Origin of the sequence: uncultured Senegalimassilia sp. (assembly GCF_934636665.1) — a bacterium.
Taxonomy (GTDB): Bacteria; Actinomycetota; Coriobacteriia; order Coriobacteriales; family Eggerthellaceae; genus Senegalimassilia.
The window spans coordinates 53,221-67,359 of sequence record NZ_CAKUAT010000010.1 but is presented as its reverse complement, the minus strand read 5'-3'; the positions used below and the strand labels follow the sequence as shown (position 1 = coordinate 67,359).

The following is a 14,139-nucleotide window of genomic DNA, read 5'->3' as shown; positions in this document are numbered from 1 at the left end:
AACGAAAAGGATTCGCATGAGGATCGACTCCGAGGTTTTGGCCGCGTTTTTGCATATGCAGGAACTCGATGTGCAAATCATCCGCGCCGAGAAGCAGCTCCAGGAACTGCCCGAGCGCAAGGCTATCGCCGATGCCATGGCAAAGAAGCGCGCTGTCGCCGCCAAGGCGGAACAGGTGGAGAAGCTTGCAGCTAAGGCAGAGGACAAGCTTGCGCGCATCACTGAGGAGGATGACGGCCTGGCCGAGAAGGCCCGCCGCATCCAGGACGAGATCGAGCAGGCCCAAGGCGATTTCCGCACCGTCGATGCGCGTACCAAGGAGCTGACGGGCGTCCAGGAGCGCCGGGATGTCCTCGAGGAGGATATGCGCGCCGTCGATGCCGAGCTGGAGAAGATCAAGGCGGTGCGCGCCCAGGTCGCCGCGGCACTAGAGCAGCTCGAGGGCATCGAGAACAGCGCCGGCGCCGCGTTCGCGCAAAAAGGCGGCGAGCTGAAGCAGCGCATCGCCGACATGCAGGCCAAGCGCAAGGCTATGGCTCAACGCGTGCCCGCCGAAGATATGAAGCTCTACGAGCGGACCGCCGCAGCCACCGCCGGCGTACCTTTGGCCTTGCTTGTGGAAGAGCGTTGCGGCGCATGCCGCACGCCCATCGAGCACGCCCGCGTCATCGACATGCGCTCCCAGGGCAACGTGGCCACGTGCCCCAACTGCGGCCGCCTGCTTATCTTGCAGGCGCATTAGGGTGCTGCTTCGCTTACCATCGATTACGGGTTTGTGCGGCGGCCCCGTCCCTGTTTGGGGCGGGGCCGCCGCCTTCTATTGCCAGGGCGGAGCTGTAAGCGTTTGCGGATCGGGCGCTCGCAAGGCAGGGGATTCAATCCCTGTATAGGCAACCCTCGTGGAATCGGGTTCGCATATGGTTCTGGTTGCCAGGGTTCCACCCGGCGGTAAAGCTCCCCGAACGTAAGAAGGCCCCCGCTCTGCGAGCGGGGGCCTTCGTTTTCCCGTATGGGATGTTCCGCGAAGGTGTTACGCGCGGGTGACCTTGCCGGCCTTCATGCACTTGGTGCAGACGTTGGCCTTGCGGACATGGCCCTTGGCGTCCTTGATGGTGACCTTCTGGATGTTGGGACGGAACCAACGGTTCGTCACGCGGTGGGAATGGCTGACGTTACGACCGGCAACGGGGCCCTTACCGCAGATTTCGCAAACTTTAGACATTATTCATCACTCCATGTACCTAGGTTGCATGTATCGGCGCGAACGCCGCTCTTGCACAAAAAGCCCTCCAACTATACCACACGTACTTACAGCATCACAAGATTATTTCGTGTTTATGCCTTGCATGCGCCATGCATGCATACCGTCTGCACAATTGCATGCGCTATACTGCCAGCAGAAGTTTCGAGCCCGCATATGCGAGCCAGAAAGGAACGCCATGAACGATACCATTCCCGGCAACCTCCACGTTGCCAACGATGTCCTGGCCGACATGGTCGGCAACGCCGCGCTCGAGTGCTACGGCGTCGTCGGCATGGCCGCACCTTCCGCTGCCGACGGAATCGCCAAGATCCTGCCTGCCAGCCGCCTGCGCCGCGGCGTGACGGTCACCGCCACCGATGCCGGCGTGCACGTGGCGCTGTACGTCGTCATCGAGTACGGCACCAATATCAACACGGTGTCCCAGAACCTGGTCGACCAGGTCACGTTCGTCTTGAAGGAGTATGCGCGCGTCCCGCTGGACGGGGTTGAAGTGCATGTGCAGGGCGTGAAGGTCCGCAAGTAGCGCGCGCCCAAGCGTCTTGCCGCCTGCCCCAATGAAGGAGAATCCCATCAATGTCTAGTACCTATACCAGCAACGACCTGGTCAACGCCATCGCGGCCGCCAGCAAAAACCTCAGCGCGCGCAAAGATGAGGTCAACCGCCTCAACGTCTTCCCCGTGCCCGATGGCGACACCGGCACGAACATGTCGCTGACGCTGGAATCCGTCGTTGCAAGCCTGGCCAAGCTGTCCATCGGGGCCTCCGCCGCCGAGATCCGCAAGGCCATCACCACCGGCGCGCTCATGGGCGCGCGCGGCAACTCCGGCGTCATCACCTCGCAGATCCTGCGCGGCCTGTGCGAAGGCTCCAACGGCTTCGACGCCGTCAGCGCCGAGTCCATCGAGTCCGCCCTGGCCAAGGCCCAGGACGTGGCGTTCCACGCGGTGCGCAAGCCCGTCGAGGGCACCATCCTCACCGTGCTGAAGGACTCCGCTGCCGCCGCCAAGTATGCCCGCAAGAAGAAGATGTCGGCCGATGAGGCGCTGTCCCACGTCGTCGAGCAGGCGTATGCCAGCGTGCAGCGCACGCCCGAGCTGCTTCCCGTGCTGAAGGAGAACGGCGTGGTGGACTCCGGCGGCTACGGCCTCGCTATCCTCATCGACGGCTTTGTGGCCGCCCTCACGGGCAAGGAAGGCCCGCTCGTCGACGAGCTGGCCTTTGCGCGCGACGCCGCTCCGAAGGTCGAGATCGAGCAGATCAACGACTGGGAGGGCAGCGAGTTCACCTACTGCAACGAGTTCCTGGTGGATTCCGACGTGCTCGACAAGGCCGAGGCGCTGGACTTCCTGGCAACCATGGGCGACTGCGAACTGTGCGTCGGCGAGGCCCCGAAGTTCAAGGTGCACGTGCATTCCAACACGCCCGACAAGGTTCTGGCGTACTTCCTGGAGCGCGGCCAGATCTCCGAGGTGTTCATCCACAATATGAAGCTGCAGTCCGAGGAGCGCACCGAGAAGCTTGAGGCTGAGCAGCATGCCGAGCGCAAGCCGCTCGGGTTCGTGGCGGTCGCCGCCGGCCAGGGCAACGCCAAGATCTTGGAGTCGCTCGGCGTCGACGTCGTCGTTTCCGGCGGTCAGACCATGAATCCCTCCACGAAGGACCTGCTCGATGCCGCCGCCAAGGTCAACGCCGACGCGATCATCTTCCTTCCGAACAACAAGAACATCATCATGGCCGCCCAGTCCGCCTGCGAGCTGTCCGACATCCCGGCGGGCGTCGTGCCCACCAAGTCCGTGCCGCAGGCCTTCGCAGCCATGTTCGGCGTGGACGGCGAGGCGTCGCTCGAGGACAACGTCGAGGCCATGACCGAGGCGTTCGCCGACGTCAAGACCGGCGAGGTCACCACCGCCATCAAGGATTCCAAGGACGCCGAAGGCAACGCCATCGCCGACGGCGACGTCATCGGCATCGCCGACGGCGCCATCCATGCCGTGGGCCACAGCGTTTCCGACGTCGTCATGGGCCTGCTCGAGCACATGGAGGCCGACGATTGCGACACTTGCACGCTGCTCGCCGGCGAGGACCTCTCCGACGAGGACTTCCAGGCGCTGCAGGAGCGCATCGAGCAAGCCTACGAGGACCTGGAGATCGACGCGCACCGCGGTGATCAGCCCCTGTACCCCATCGTCTTCTCCGTGGAGTAGGGCGGCAACGTGGCCGATAGGCTCGCAGCAACATTAGCCTTAGATGAACCTGCGTCGCGCGTGAAGCTGGTCAGCCCGGCTCGCGCGCAGGCGCTTGCGGGTTTGGGGGTGCGCACGGTCCGCGACCTGCTCACGCACTTTCCCCGACGCTACATAGACCTGTCGAAGCGCGAGACCGTCGCCGGCGCGCGCATCGGCGGGTCGTGCACTATCCAGGGCACCGTCCACGAGGTCAAGCTCAAGCGCCCGCGCCCCAACCTTACGTTGGTCGAAATCTCGGTGGTGGACGCAACCGGCGTGCTCATGGTTACCTGCTTTCGCCAGCCTTGGTTGAAAGATCAGCTCAAACCCGGTATGGGCATCGCCGTTGCCGGCAAGGTGGAGTTCGACTACGGCTTCAAGCGCATGGTGAACCCCTACATCGAGCAGCTCGGCGATGGCCAGATGGCCGAGGGCATGATCATCCCCGTGCATCCGGCATGCGAGAAGATCTCGGCTGCGTGGATGCGCCGTTTGGTGGGAAACGCGCTCGATGCCGTGCAGGGCTGCTACGATCCGCTGCCGCTCGATCTGCGCGTGCGGTATCGGCTCATGGCCCGCGGCGCCGCGCTGTCGTGCATCCATTTCCCGCATACCATGGAGGAGGCCGCCGAAGCGCGCCGCCGCTTGGTGTACGAGGAACTGCTGCTGCTCGAGCTCGCGCTCATGTCGCAGGCCGCGCAGCGTAGCGCCGACGCGCAGCCGACGGCGCATGTGGTGGACGGCCCGTGCGCGGCGGCGCTCGACTGCGTCATGCCGTTCACCCTCACCGAAGAACAGCAGCAGGCCCGCGCCGATATCCTTGCGTGCATGGCGGCGCCCGAGGCGGCCAACCATATGCTGCTCGGCGACGTGGGCACGGGCAAAACCGCCGTCGCGGCCTTCGCCCTTGCCGCAGTGGCCGACACGGGCACCCAGGCGGCGCTCATGGCGCCCACCGAGGTGCTCGCGCGCCAGCATGCCGCATCGCTGGGGAAGTGGTTCGACGAAGTGGGCGTCACCTGGGGCCTGCTCACGGGTTCCACGCCAGATGACGAGCGCGCCCGTCTGCTTGAAGGCGCGGCCGACGGCGGCATCTGCGTGCTCATCGGCACGCATGCCCTGCTTGAGCCCGATGTGCGCTTCAAGCGCCTCACGCTCGCGGTCATCGACGAGCAGCAGCGTTTCGGCGTGGAACAGCGTGCGGCGCTCCTTTCCAAAGGGCAAGCCCCCGATGCGCTCTACCTGACCGCTACGCCCATCCCCCGCACGCTCGCGCTGGCGGTGTTCGGCGATATGACGCTGTCCTACATCAAGCACCGTCCCAACGACTCGGCCCGTCGCACCACGCATGTCGTATCGAAGGCCGATCAGGGCAGGGCATACGATGCGGCGCGCGAGGCGCTTTCCCGCGGCGAGCAGGTGTACGTGGTCTGCCCGCTCATCGGGCAGGATTCCGAAGCGCGCGATAAACGGGCCGGCGGTCGGGGCAGGGAAACCGACGAGGAAGCCTACGAGTTCGCGTCCATCAGCATCGAATCGGACGCCGATTTCGCAGGCGATAACGTCACGGCCGCAACCAAGGAAGCGTCCTATCTGCAGCAGACGGTGTTCGCCGATTGGCACGTGGAGTTGCTGCACGGGCGCATGAAGCCCGCCGACAAGGACGCCGTCATGGGCCGGTTCCGCGACAACGAAACCCAAGTGCTCGTGGCCACCACCGTCATCGAGGTGGGCGTGGACGTGCCCAACGCCACGGTCATGATCGTCATGGACGCCGACCGTTTCGGGCTCTCGCAGCTCCATCAGCTGCGCGGACGCGTGGGCCGCGGCGAGAAGCCGGCGCAGGTGTTTTTGGTCTCCACTTCGAAATCCGAGCAGTCCCTGGCGCGCCTTGCCGCCATGGAGCGCACCGATGACGGCTTCGAGCTGGCGAAGTACGACTTGTCGCTGCGGCGCGAGGGCGACATCCTGGGCAACCGGCAAAGCGGAGCGAGCGCGTTGAAGCTCGTCAACATCGTGCGCGACGAGCGGGTCATCCAGGCCGCGCACGCCGATGCCGCCGCCATTATGGCGGCAGACCCTGGGCTTGCCGAGCCCGATCATCAGGCGCTCGCGCTCGAGCTTCGTCGCACGTTTCCCGAGCAGGCGCCCGCAAGATAACCGATACGTTTCGAGCCGCGTTCTGTGACGACGCGGTTCCAGAAAGAGGTAGGTATATGAGGATTATCGCAGGTCAGTTCCGCGGTCGAACGTTGGCCGCACCTAAGGGCGACGGCACTCGTCCCACTACCGACCGCGTGCGCGAGTCGCTCATGAGCGCCGTGTTCAGCCAGCGCGGCGGCTTCGAGGACGCCGTGGTGCTCGACGCGTTCGCCGGTTCGGGCGCGCTCGGCCTGGAGGCCCTGTCGCGCGGCGCAGCCCGCGCGGTGTTCTACGAGTGCGCCCCCGAGGCGGCGAAGGTCGTGCAGAAGAACGTGGCGAACCTGGGGCTCGAGCCGGCTCGCGCCACCGTCACGCGCGCCGACGTCATCGAGCGCGCCCCGCAGTTCGCGCGACCGCCGTTCGACTTGATTTTCCTGGATCCGCCCTATGCCTACGACGCCATGGCGGTGCTGGGCATGGCGGCGGGTTTGGTGGAGCGCGGTGTGGCCGCCCCCGACGCCATCGTGGTCTACGAGCATTCGCTTGCCGGCAACGATGCCGCCGCTCTGGCCGCCGCCGAGCTGGGCTTCGAGCTTGCATCCCGCAAGAAGTACGGCGATACTACCGTGGACGTGCTGCGCGCCGGCGAGCGCGCCGCGTTCGATAACGACTAAGAAGGAGCAGCGTCATGAAACGCGCATTGACCCCCGGCACGTTCGACCCCATCACCTCGGGGCATCTCGACGTCATCGCCCGCGCCTCCCAACTGGTGGACGAGGTGGTGGTCGCCGTCGCCGATTCCCAAAAGAAAGGCCCTTTGTTCACGCTCGAGGAGCGCGTCGAGCTGGTCCGTCAGGCTACCGCGCATTTGCCCAACGTTCGCGTGGAGCCCTTCAAGGGCCTGCTCGTCGATTTCGCCAAGGAGCTTGACGCCACCGTGGTGGTCAAGGGCCTGCGAGCCATCACCGACTTCGAGTACGAGTTCCAGATGACGGCCATGAACTACCAGCTTTCCCCGCAGCTCGAGACGCTGTTCATCATGTCCCCGCCGCAGTACATGTACCTGTCCAGCTCCATCGTGCGCGAGATCTCGAAGATGGGCGGGGATATCCAGCAGTTCGTGCCCCCGTGCGTCTACGAGGCGCTTAAGAAGAAGTACGCGAACCTGCAATAGAGTGGATGCCTCCGCCGGCTCGTTCGCCGGCGGGCGAAGATCTGCCGTGGTGCCGTCCTGCGTAGGGCCGTTGCTGCCCGTCTGAATTCGGACGGACGATGCGCTTGCCGGCGTCGCGCGCTTGCGCAGGTTGGATGCGCCCCGCCCGTGCTTGGGCGGGGCGCATCGTATGTGCATGCTTTGTTCTTCAGGCGCAAGCGGCGGGCGGCATGCTATCATGCTTATCTGCATGCGTGGCCTTATGCCCGTGTGCCTAAACGCAGTTTTCAAACGCAGCAAGCCTGGGTGGAAGGATCATCATGGACGAAACAGGGGTTCTGGGGCTTTTGGAAGAGCTCTCGATTCTGCTTGAGGACTCTAAGCCGGTGTTCGGCAAGGGCAACCTGCGCCAGGTGGATATCGCTGCAGCTTTCGAGATCATGGACGAGATCCGCGACACGTTCCCCAGCGAGTTCTCGCAGTCGCGCCAGATCGTGCGCGAGCGTCAAAGCCTGCTCGATGATGCCGAGGCCGAGGCCAACCGCATGATCGAGGATGCGCGCAGCCAGGCGATGACCATCGCCTCCGAGCAGGAGATCGTGCGCATCTCCCAGCAGCAGGCCGACCAGCTGGTCGCCGATGCGCGCGAGCTTGAGCGCCAGACGCGCGCCGGTGCGGAAGATTACGCCGACGAGGTGTTCGGCCACGTCGAGCAAAGCCTCGATACGCTGCTCAACAACGTGCGCCGCTGCCGCGACCGTCTCAACGCCAACGCCATGGCGCAGGGTCGCCAATAATGGACGCCGTGAAGTTCGAGGTCCCGCCGGAGCTCTTCGTTACCACGGAGAGCTCCTCTTTTGCAGGGCAACTTGCCTTGGGGGCGCTTGAGGCGGGCCCCGATACCTATACGTTCTCGCAGCCCGTGGACTGGAACGTCACCGTTACCAACACCGGCGACGCGCTTCTGGTCATGGGCACCGCCCGCGGCACGGCAACGGTCGCGTGCGCGCGCTGCCTGGATGACTTCCAGGTGGACCTCAACGGGGAAGTGGAAGGCTACTTCCTGCTCTCCGAGGACGGTCCGGCTCCCGAGGACATGGACGACGACGAGTTCGAGGTGCTCGGCGCCGACAAGATCCTCGACCTGGAGCCGCTCATCATCGCTGCGCTTCTGGTGGAGGCACCGCTCGTGCCCCTGTGCCGAGAGGACTGCGCCGGCTTGTGCGCGCAGTGCGGCGCCAACCTCAACGAGGGGCCGTGCGCATGCTCCGCTCAGCCCGACGACGGTCTGCCGCGTATGTCCGACGGCCGCGTCAGCCCCTTCGCCGCTCTGAAGGACCTTGATCTAGGCGAGTAGCTGCCCGGATTATGGAACCTGCATGGGTTTGTGTGTGCTTGGCGAACAGGCACTTGCATGCGCAGGAACACTTTGGTAGTATATCGCTTCGCGTGTTTACCAAGCGAACGAGCGAGCGCCACGCGCGCCCGACATAAAGCAAGGAGATAGATCATGGCAGTACCTAAGCAAAAAATGGGCCGCGCCCGCACTCATGCACGTCGTAGCACCAACGACAAGATCGCAGCCCCTTCCCGTTCCGTGTGCCCGCAGTGCGGCGAGGCTAAGCTTCCCCACCGCGTGTGCCCGAACTGCGGCTTCTACAAGAACCGCGAGGTCATCGAGACGGAGTAACGCCGTCACAGCGTGCAATTGCAACTTGAAGCCTCTCTGCGGCGCCATCGGCGCAGAGAGGCTTTCTTGCGTTTAGCAGCGCCGTCCGCTCGGCGCGCAACGCCTGCTAGGGAAAGGGTCAACATGACAGACAACGTCACCATCGCAGTGGATGCCATGGGCGGCGACAACGCCCCCGAGGTCGTGCTCGAAGGCGTGGCGGCGGCGCTTGCTGCCGATGAGGGTCTTACCGTCATCTTGTGCGGTCCCGCCGACGTGGTCGAGCCGTTCGCCGCGCAGCATGCCCGCTGCCGCGCGCAGGTTGCCGCCGAGGTCATCGAGATGGCCGAGCATCCCGCGCAGGCCGTGCGCAAGAAGAAGGACAGCTCCATCGTGGTGGGCTGCCGCCTGGTCAAGGATGGCCAGGCCCAAGGTTTCTTCTCCGCCGGCTCCACGGGCGCATGCCTGGCGGCCGCCACGCTGGTCATGGGGCGCATCAAGGGTATCTCGCGCCCGTGCCTGGCAACGGTCGTGCCCAGCCCCGTCCGTCCCATCGTGCTGTGCGACGTCGGCGCCAACGCCGATTGCAAGCCCGAGTACCTGGTGCAGTTCGCCCAGATGGGCAGCGTGTACGCGCAGAAGATCTTAGGCTACGAGTCGCCCAAAGCCGCGCTTCTCAACATCGGCGAGGAGGACACCAAGGGCAACGCGCTCGCCCAGGAGGCCCATCAGCTCATGGCCAAGCGCCTGACCAACTTCGCCGGGAACTGCGAGGGCCGCGATGTGCTCGGCGCGCAGTACGAAGTGGTGGTCACCGATGGGTTCACCGGCAACGTGTGCCTGAAGACCATCGAGGGCGCCTCGAAGGTGCTGTTCAGCGCCATTAAGGACGCCATGATGTCCACCACGAAGGGCAAGATCGGCGCCCTGTGCGTCAAAGACGGCCTGAAGGGCCTGAAGGGCCAGGTGTCACCCGACACCTACGGCGGCGCCCCGCTCCTCGGTGTGAAGGGCGCCTGCATTGTCGGACACGGAAGCTCGGGCGCGCTGGCCATCGAAAACGGCGTGCTGACCACGGCGCGCGTGGTGCGCCAGGGCGTTTCTGAAATAATTCAGCACATGGCGCAGGCTGGAAACGGCTCGGATACAATCAAGTAACACTATGTGAACCAGCCGCTTCTTGCGGTATGGTCGCATCATCGTTGATTTTCATTCATATCGGTTTCGGAGGTTGCATGACCTTTACAGAAGAACAAGCCTCAAAACTGCAGAGGGCGGAGGAGGTTCTGGGCTACTCGTTTTCCAACAAGCAGCTCATCTTGTCCGCCATCACGCACCCATCGGCCACCGAAGGCCGTGCGGTGAAGTATTCCTACGAGCGCCTGGAGTTTCTGGGCGACTCCATCTTGGGCGCCATCGTCGCCGACGTCGCCTTCGAGCGCTTCCACGAGCTCGACGAAGGCGGCTTGACGCGCATCAAGGTGGCGCTCGTGTCGGGCGCAAGCCTGTCCGATGTGGCGTCGGGCCTTGGTTTCGCCGACATCATCGTGTTCGGGTCCTCGGAGACGGGCACGGGCAAGCGCGGCCTGCATTCCGCGCTTGAAAACGTCTACGAGGCCGTGGTGGCCGCATTGTACCTGGACGGCGGCGTGGAGGCGGCGCGCGATTTCATCTACCGCACGCTCATCCCGCGCATGTCCGAGGATATGGCGCTTGAGCCCGAAAACCCCAAGAGCGCGCTGCAGGAGCGCCTGCAGGAAGACGGCATCACGCCCACCTACAAGCTGGTGGAAACGCAGGGCCCCCCGCATGACCGCACGTTCGTGGCGCAGGTGTTCGCAGGCAATCAGGGCCTGGCACGCGGAACGGGCCGTACGAAGAAGGAAGCGGAAAGCCAGGCGGCGAAGTCCACGCTGTCGCGTCTCGGCGAGTTTTTCGGTTTGGGCATGGACGAGCAGGCCCGCGCCGAGAAGGCCGCCGCGGCCAAGCAGGCCAAAGCCGACAAGGCTGCGGCCCGTGCCGAGGAGAAGGCGCGCAAAAAGCACGAGCGCGAGCTGCATAAGAGCATGAAACAGGGCTAACGCATGTACTTGAAGTCGCTCGTGCTCAAGGGCTTCAAGTCGTTCGCCGACAGAAGCGCGCTTTCCTTGGAGCCGGGCATCACTGCCGTGGTGGGTCCGAACGGCTCCGGCAAATCCAATATCTCCGATGCCGTGCTGTGGGTGCTTGGCGAGCGCAATGCCAAGCACCTGCGCGGTCAGGCTATGGAAGACGTCATCTTCGCAGGCTCGTCGGCCCGAAAGGCCACGGGCCTTGCCGAGGTTGAGCTGGTGCTCGACAACTCCGACGGCAAGCTGCCGGTCGACTTCAACGAGGTTTCCATCACGCGCCGCATGTATCGCAGCGGTGAAAGCGAGTACCTCATCAACGGCAGCGTCGCGCGCCGCATGGACGTGCTCGACATCTTGCACGATTCCGGTCTGGGCACTGGCACGCATTCGATCATCGGCCAGGGAAGCCTGGACTCCATCCTGCAATCCAAGCCCGAGGACCGCCGCGCGCTCATCGAGGAGGCCGCCGGCGTGCTCAAACACAAGCAGCGCAAGGCGAAAAGCGAGCGCAAGCTGGCAGCCATGGACGCCACGCTCGCACGCGTGCGCGATGTAGCGGGCGAGGTTGGCCGCCAGCTCGGCCCGCTCGAGCGCAAGGCGAAGAAGGCCCGCGCCTACCAGGAGCTTTCCGGGCAGCTTACCGATGTCAGCCTTGCGTTGGCGGTCGACGACCTGCGCTGCCTGCGCCAAAGCTGGGATGCGGCCTGCGCCGGCGAGCATCAGCTGGTGGAGGATCTTCAGGCACGCCATCAGGATATTTCCTCGGCCGAAGCCGCTGCCGAGGCGTTGCAGGAGCAGATCCGCAAGCAAACCCAGGATGCTGGCGACTTGTCGCGCAGCTACCAGCGTGCATCGTCTGCCGTCGAGCGCTTCGACGGCGCCGTGCTGCTGTTGCATGAGAAGCGCCGCGGGGCGCAGGGCCTTGAGGCCGATGTGCGCGTGAAGCTGGAGTCGGGCCGCGCCAAGCGCGCCGAGGCCGTTGCCGAGCGCGAGCAGGCGGCGGCGCAGCTCGAGGCGGTTCGTCGCGACCTTGCCGAAGCGCAGGCCGCCGTCGAGTGCCTTGACGCTTCCCGCCGTGAAAACGCCCAGGCCCGCCGCAGCGTAGAGGACGAGCTCGATCAGCTCAAGCGCCAGGGTCGCGCCGACGATCGCGCTTCCGAGGACGCGCGGCGCCGCCTGTCGCAAACCCAGGAGGCGCTGGCTAACGGCCTGGCCCATGCCAAGCTGGTGGAGGGGCGCGCCAAGGAGCTCGAGCTGGCGCTCGGCCATGCCGAGGAGCAGGCTCAAAAAATCGAGGACGCCCGCGTCGCAGCTCAGCGCTCGCTCGATGAGGCTCAGCAGGCCGAATCGCAGGCGCGCGGCGCCGTTGCCGCGGCCATTAAGGAGCGCGATGCCGCCCGCGCCGCGCTCGACCAGGCGCATCGCCAAGTCACCTCGCTCGAAAGCCGCATTTCCGCGCTCGAGGAGGTAGAGCGCGCATCGGCTGCAGCCGGGCCTGCCCGCGCATGGCTCATCGAGCATGCGCGCATATCCGGCCAGCAGCTTGAGCCGCTGGCCCGCACCGTGCGCGCGCCGCGTGGCTTCGAGGCGCTTGTGGAGCATCTGCTCTCCGGCGATGCTGAGGCGCTTATGGCCCCTTCGGTCGATGCGGCGGCCGGCCTTGCGGGCAGCGTGCTGGAAAGCGGCCGCGATGGCCAGGTTTCGCTGCTTCCCGCCGGCGGCATGCGCCCCGGCGCCCCTGCACGCCAAGCCGCGCGGGCCTGCGGCGGCACGGCGCTTGTGGACATGTTGGAATACCCCGAGCAGGCTGCGCCCACGGTGGAGGCCCTGCTCGGCGACGTGGTGGTATGCGACACCTTCGAAACGGCGCGTCAGGCTCAGTCCGTGCGCGTGCAGGAAGGTGAGGCTGCCGCTGTGCGCTTCGTGTCGGCCGATGGATGCATCGCCTGGCCCAGCGGCAAACTCACGGTGGGAACGGTGGACGCCGGCGCCGAGGGCGCCTTAGCCCGCGCGCGACAGCTCGATGAACTGCGCGCATCGCTTCGCGCCGCATCCGAACAGCATAAGGACGCCGAGCAGACGGAACGTGAAGCCGAGGAGGCGTTGCGCGCCGCTCAGGCGGAAAGCCTGCAGCTCTCCCAGCGGCTGGCCGAGCGTCGTGGCGCTGCGCAGGCGGCATCGGCCGAAGCGAAGCGCGCAGCCGATGCGCTCGCTTCCACGCGTCGCGAGTTCGCCGATGTTGAGCGTCAGCGCCAGCAGGCGGATAAAACCGTCGCCGAGGCGCGCCCCAACGTGGACAAGCTTGAGGCGCAGTTGGCTGAGCTTGCGCAAGCAGCGCAGGCGCGCGCCGTGCGCACCGAGGAGCTTGAGGCCAAAGTGGTGCCGCTTCGCAAGGAGGCGGCGCAGCTGCGCGACGGTCTGTCCGAGGCCAAGCTTTCGGCCGCCACCCTTCGCGAGCGCGACACCTATACCGCGCGCATCGTGGACGCCCGCGGCCGCGACGTTGCCGCGGTGGACGCCGCCGAGAACGAGCTGAAAAGCCAGCTGGCGCGCAAGATCGTGGCGCAGCGCCGTATCGTGCCGCTTCTGGCGGTGTTCGAGGAGCTCACTGCAAGCGCCCGTCGTTGGACGCATGACCTTGAGCAGCAGGCCCAGCAGGCGCAGGATTCATCCGCCGGGCTGCATGCGCAGGTTACCGCTGCGCGTGAGCAGGCAAAAGCGGCTCATGACGCTTACGATGAAGTAAACGCGCGCTTGTCTGCCGCCCGCGTGGAAAAGGGTCGTCTGGAGGTGCGCGTCGACGCCGCCGTCAACTCCATCGTTCAGGATATGGGAGTGCCGCTTGAGACGGCGCTCGCGCTGCCGGAGCTTGAAAACCGCGGGGCCGCCGAGGAGAGTGCGTACAAGCTGCGCCGCCGCATCGCCAACATGGGCGCCATCAACCCCGATGCCGCTCAGGAATACGAGCAGCTGCGAAGCCGCTACGACTATCTGGCGGCCCAGCTGGCAGACCTCGACGGCGCGCGGCGCAGCCTGGCCAAGATCGTCCGCGTCATCGATGCGCGCATGAAAGACGATTTCGTCAGCACGTTCAACGCGGTCAACGACAACTTCCGCAGCATCTTCGCCACCTTGTTCCCAGGCGGCTCGGCCGAGCTTATCCTCACCGACCCCGACGACCTGGAGAACACCGGTGTGGAGGTCAGCGCGCAGCCGGCGGGCAAGCGCATCACGAAGATGATGCTCATGTCCGGCGGCGAGAAGTCGCTCACGGCGCTTGCGCTGCTGTTCGCGGTTTACCGCATCCGCAGCGCGCCGTTCTACATCCTTGACGAGGTGGAGGCGGCGCTCGACGATAGCAACCTGCGCAGGCTCACGGCATATCTGCAGTCCATCCGCAACGATACGCAGCTCATCATGATCACGCATCAGCGCCGCACCATGGAAATGTCCGATGTGCTGTTCGGCGTGTCCATGCAATCCGACGGCGTCACCAAGGTGATCAGCCAGAAGCTTGATCACGCCCTGAAGTACGCGGAATAGGGAAGGTATCGCGTAGGAAGGCCCCGGTTAC

General features: G+C 65.3%; 13 protein-coding genes. 12 read left to right on the top strand and 1 reads right to left on the bottom strand.

What is annotated here, in order from left to right; genetic code table 11:
- The first annotated feature begins 16 nt into the window (after nucleotides 1-16).
- Nucleotides 17-742 carry a C4-type zinc ribbon domain-containing protein gene (locus Q0G75_RS05480; RefSeq protein ID WP_294415409.1) on the top strand — a complete coding sequence of 242 codons (726 nt, stop codon included), beginning with the start codon at nucleotides 17-19 and terminating at the stop codon, nucleotides 740-742.
- 288 nt (nucleotides 743-1,030) lie between these two features.
- On the opposite strand, the gene rpmB is transcribed toward Q0G75_RS05480, so the two are convergent.
- Nucleotides 1,031-1,222 (bottom strand): 50S ribosomal protein L28, encoded by a 192-nt coding sequence (gene rpmB, locus Q0G75_RS05475; RefSeq protein ID WP_042434542.1) that lies wholly within the window; start codon nucleotides 1,220-1,222, stop codon nucleotides 1,031-1,033.
- A 217-nt stretch (nucleotides 1,223-1,439) separates the two neighbouring features.
- Between rpmB and Q0G75_RS05470 the strand changes: the two genes are divergently transcribed.
- From Q0G75_RS05470 to smc, 11 genes are all read left to right on the top strand, one after another.
- Nucleotides 1,440-1,787, top strand: coding sequence for an Asp23/Gls24 family envelope stress response protein (locus tag Q0G75_RS05470; protein WP_042434539.1), 348 nt, complete (start codon nucleotides 1,440-1,442; stop codon nucleotides 1,785-1,787).
- A 50-nt stretch (nucleotides 1,788-1,837) separates the two neighbouring features.
- A complete protein-coding gene (locus Q0G75_RS05465) occupies nucleotides 1,838-3,469 on the top strand; it encodes a DAK2 domain-containing protein (RefSeq protein ID WP_294415411.1) in 1,632 nt (543 codons plus the stop codon).
- Between the two features lie 9 nt (nucleotides 3,470-3,478).
- Nucleotides 3,479-5,650, top strand: coding sequence for an ATP-dependent DNA helicase RecG (locus Q0G75_RS05460; RefSeq protein WP_294415413.1), 2,172 nt, complete (start codon nucleotides 3,479-3,481; stop codon nucleotides 5,648-5,650).
- A 56-nt stretch (nucleotides 5,651-5,706) separates the two neighbouring features.
- A complete protein-coding gene (gene rsmD, locus Q0G75_RS05455) occupies nucleotides 5,707-6,306 on the top strand; it encodes a 16S rRNA (guanine(966)-N(2))-methyltransferase RsmD (protein ID WP_294415414.1) in 600 nt (199 codons plus the stop codon).
- Nucleotides 6,307-6,320: 14 nt separating this feature from the next.
- Nucleotides 6,321-6,806: a pantetheine-phosphate adenylyltransferase gene (gene coaD / locus Q0G75_RS05450; RefSeq protein WP_114620390.1), complete on the top strand. Its 486-nt coding sequence runs from the start codon at nucleotides 6,321-6,323 to the stop codon at nucleotides 6,804-6,806.
- A 299-nt stretch (nucleotides 6,807-7,105) separates the two neighbouring features.
- A complete protein-coding gene (locus Q0G75_RS05445) occupies nucleotides 7,106-7,582 on the top strand; it encodes a hypothetical protein (RefSeq protein WP_042434524.1) in 477 nt (158 codons plus the stop codon).
- Complete coding sequence (locus Q0G75_RS05440) at nucleotides 7,582-8,142, top strand: DUF177 domain-containing protein (RefSeq protein ID WP_294415416.1); 561 nt, start codon at nucleotides 7,582-7,584, stop codon at nucleotides 8,140-8,142. Before Q0G75_RS05445 ends, Q0G75_RS05440 begins: the two co-directional genes overlap by 1 nt.
- Nucleotides 8,143-8,295: 153 nt before the next feature.
- Nucleotides 8,296-8,475, top strand: a complete 180-nt coding sequence (rpmF, locus tag Q0G75_RS05435; protein ID WP_294164335.1) for a 50S ribosomal protein L32 — start codon at nucleotides 8,296-8,298, stop codon at nucleotides 8,473-8,475.
- A gap of 123 nt (nucleotides 8,476-8,598) precedes the next feature.
- Nucleotides 8,599-9,612 (top strand): phosphate acyltransferase PlsX, encoded by a 1,014-nt coding sequence (plsX, locus tag Q0G75_RS05430; protein ID WP_294415419.1) that lies wholly within the window; start codon nucleotides 8,599-8,601, stop codon nucleotides 9,610-9,612.
- A 77-nt stretch (nucleotides 9,613-9,689) separates the two neighbouring features.
- Complete coding sequence (gene rnc, locus Q0G75_RS05425; RefSeq protein WP_042434513.1) at nucleotides 9,690-10,535, top strand: ribonuclease III; 846 nt, start codon at nucleotides 9,690-9,692, stop codon at nucleotides 10,533-10,535.
- Nucleotides 10,536-10,538: 3 nt separating this feature from the next.
- Entirely contained in the window at nucleotides 10,539-14,108 is a 3,570-nt protein-coding gene (gene smc, locus Q0G75_RS05420) for a chromosome segregation protein SMC (protein ID WP_294415420.1), read from the top strand.
- Nucleotides 14,109-14,139: the final 31 nt, after the last annotated feature.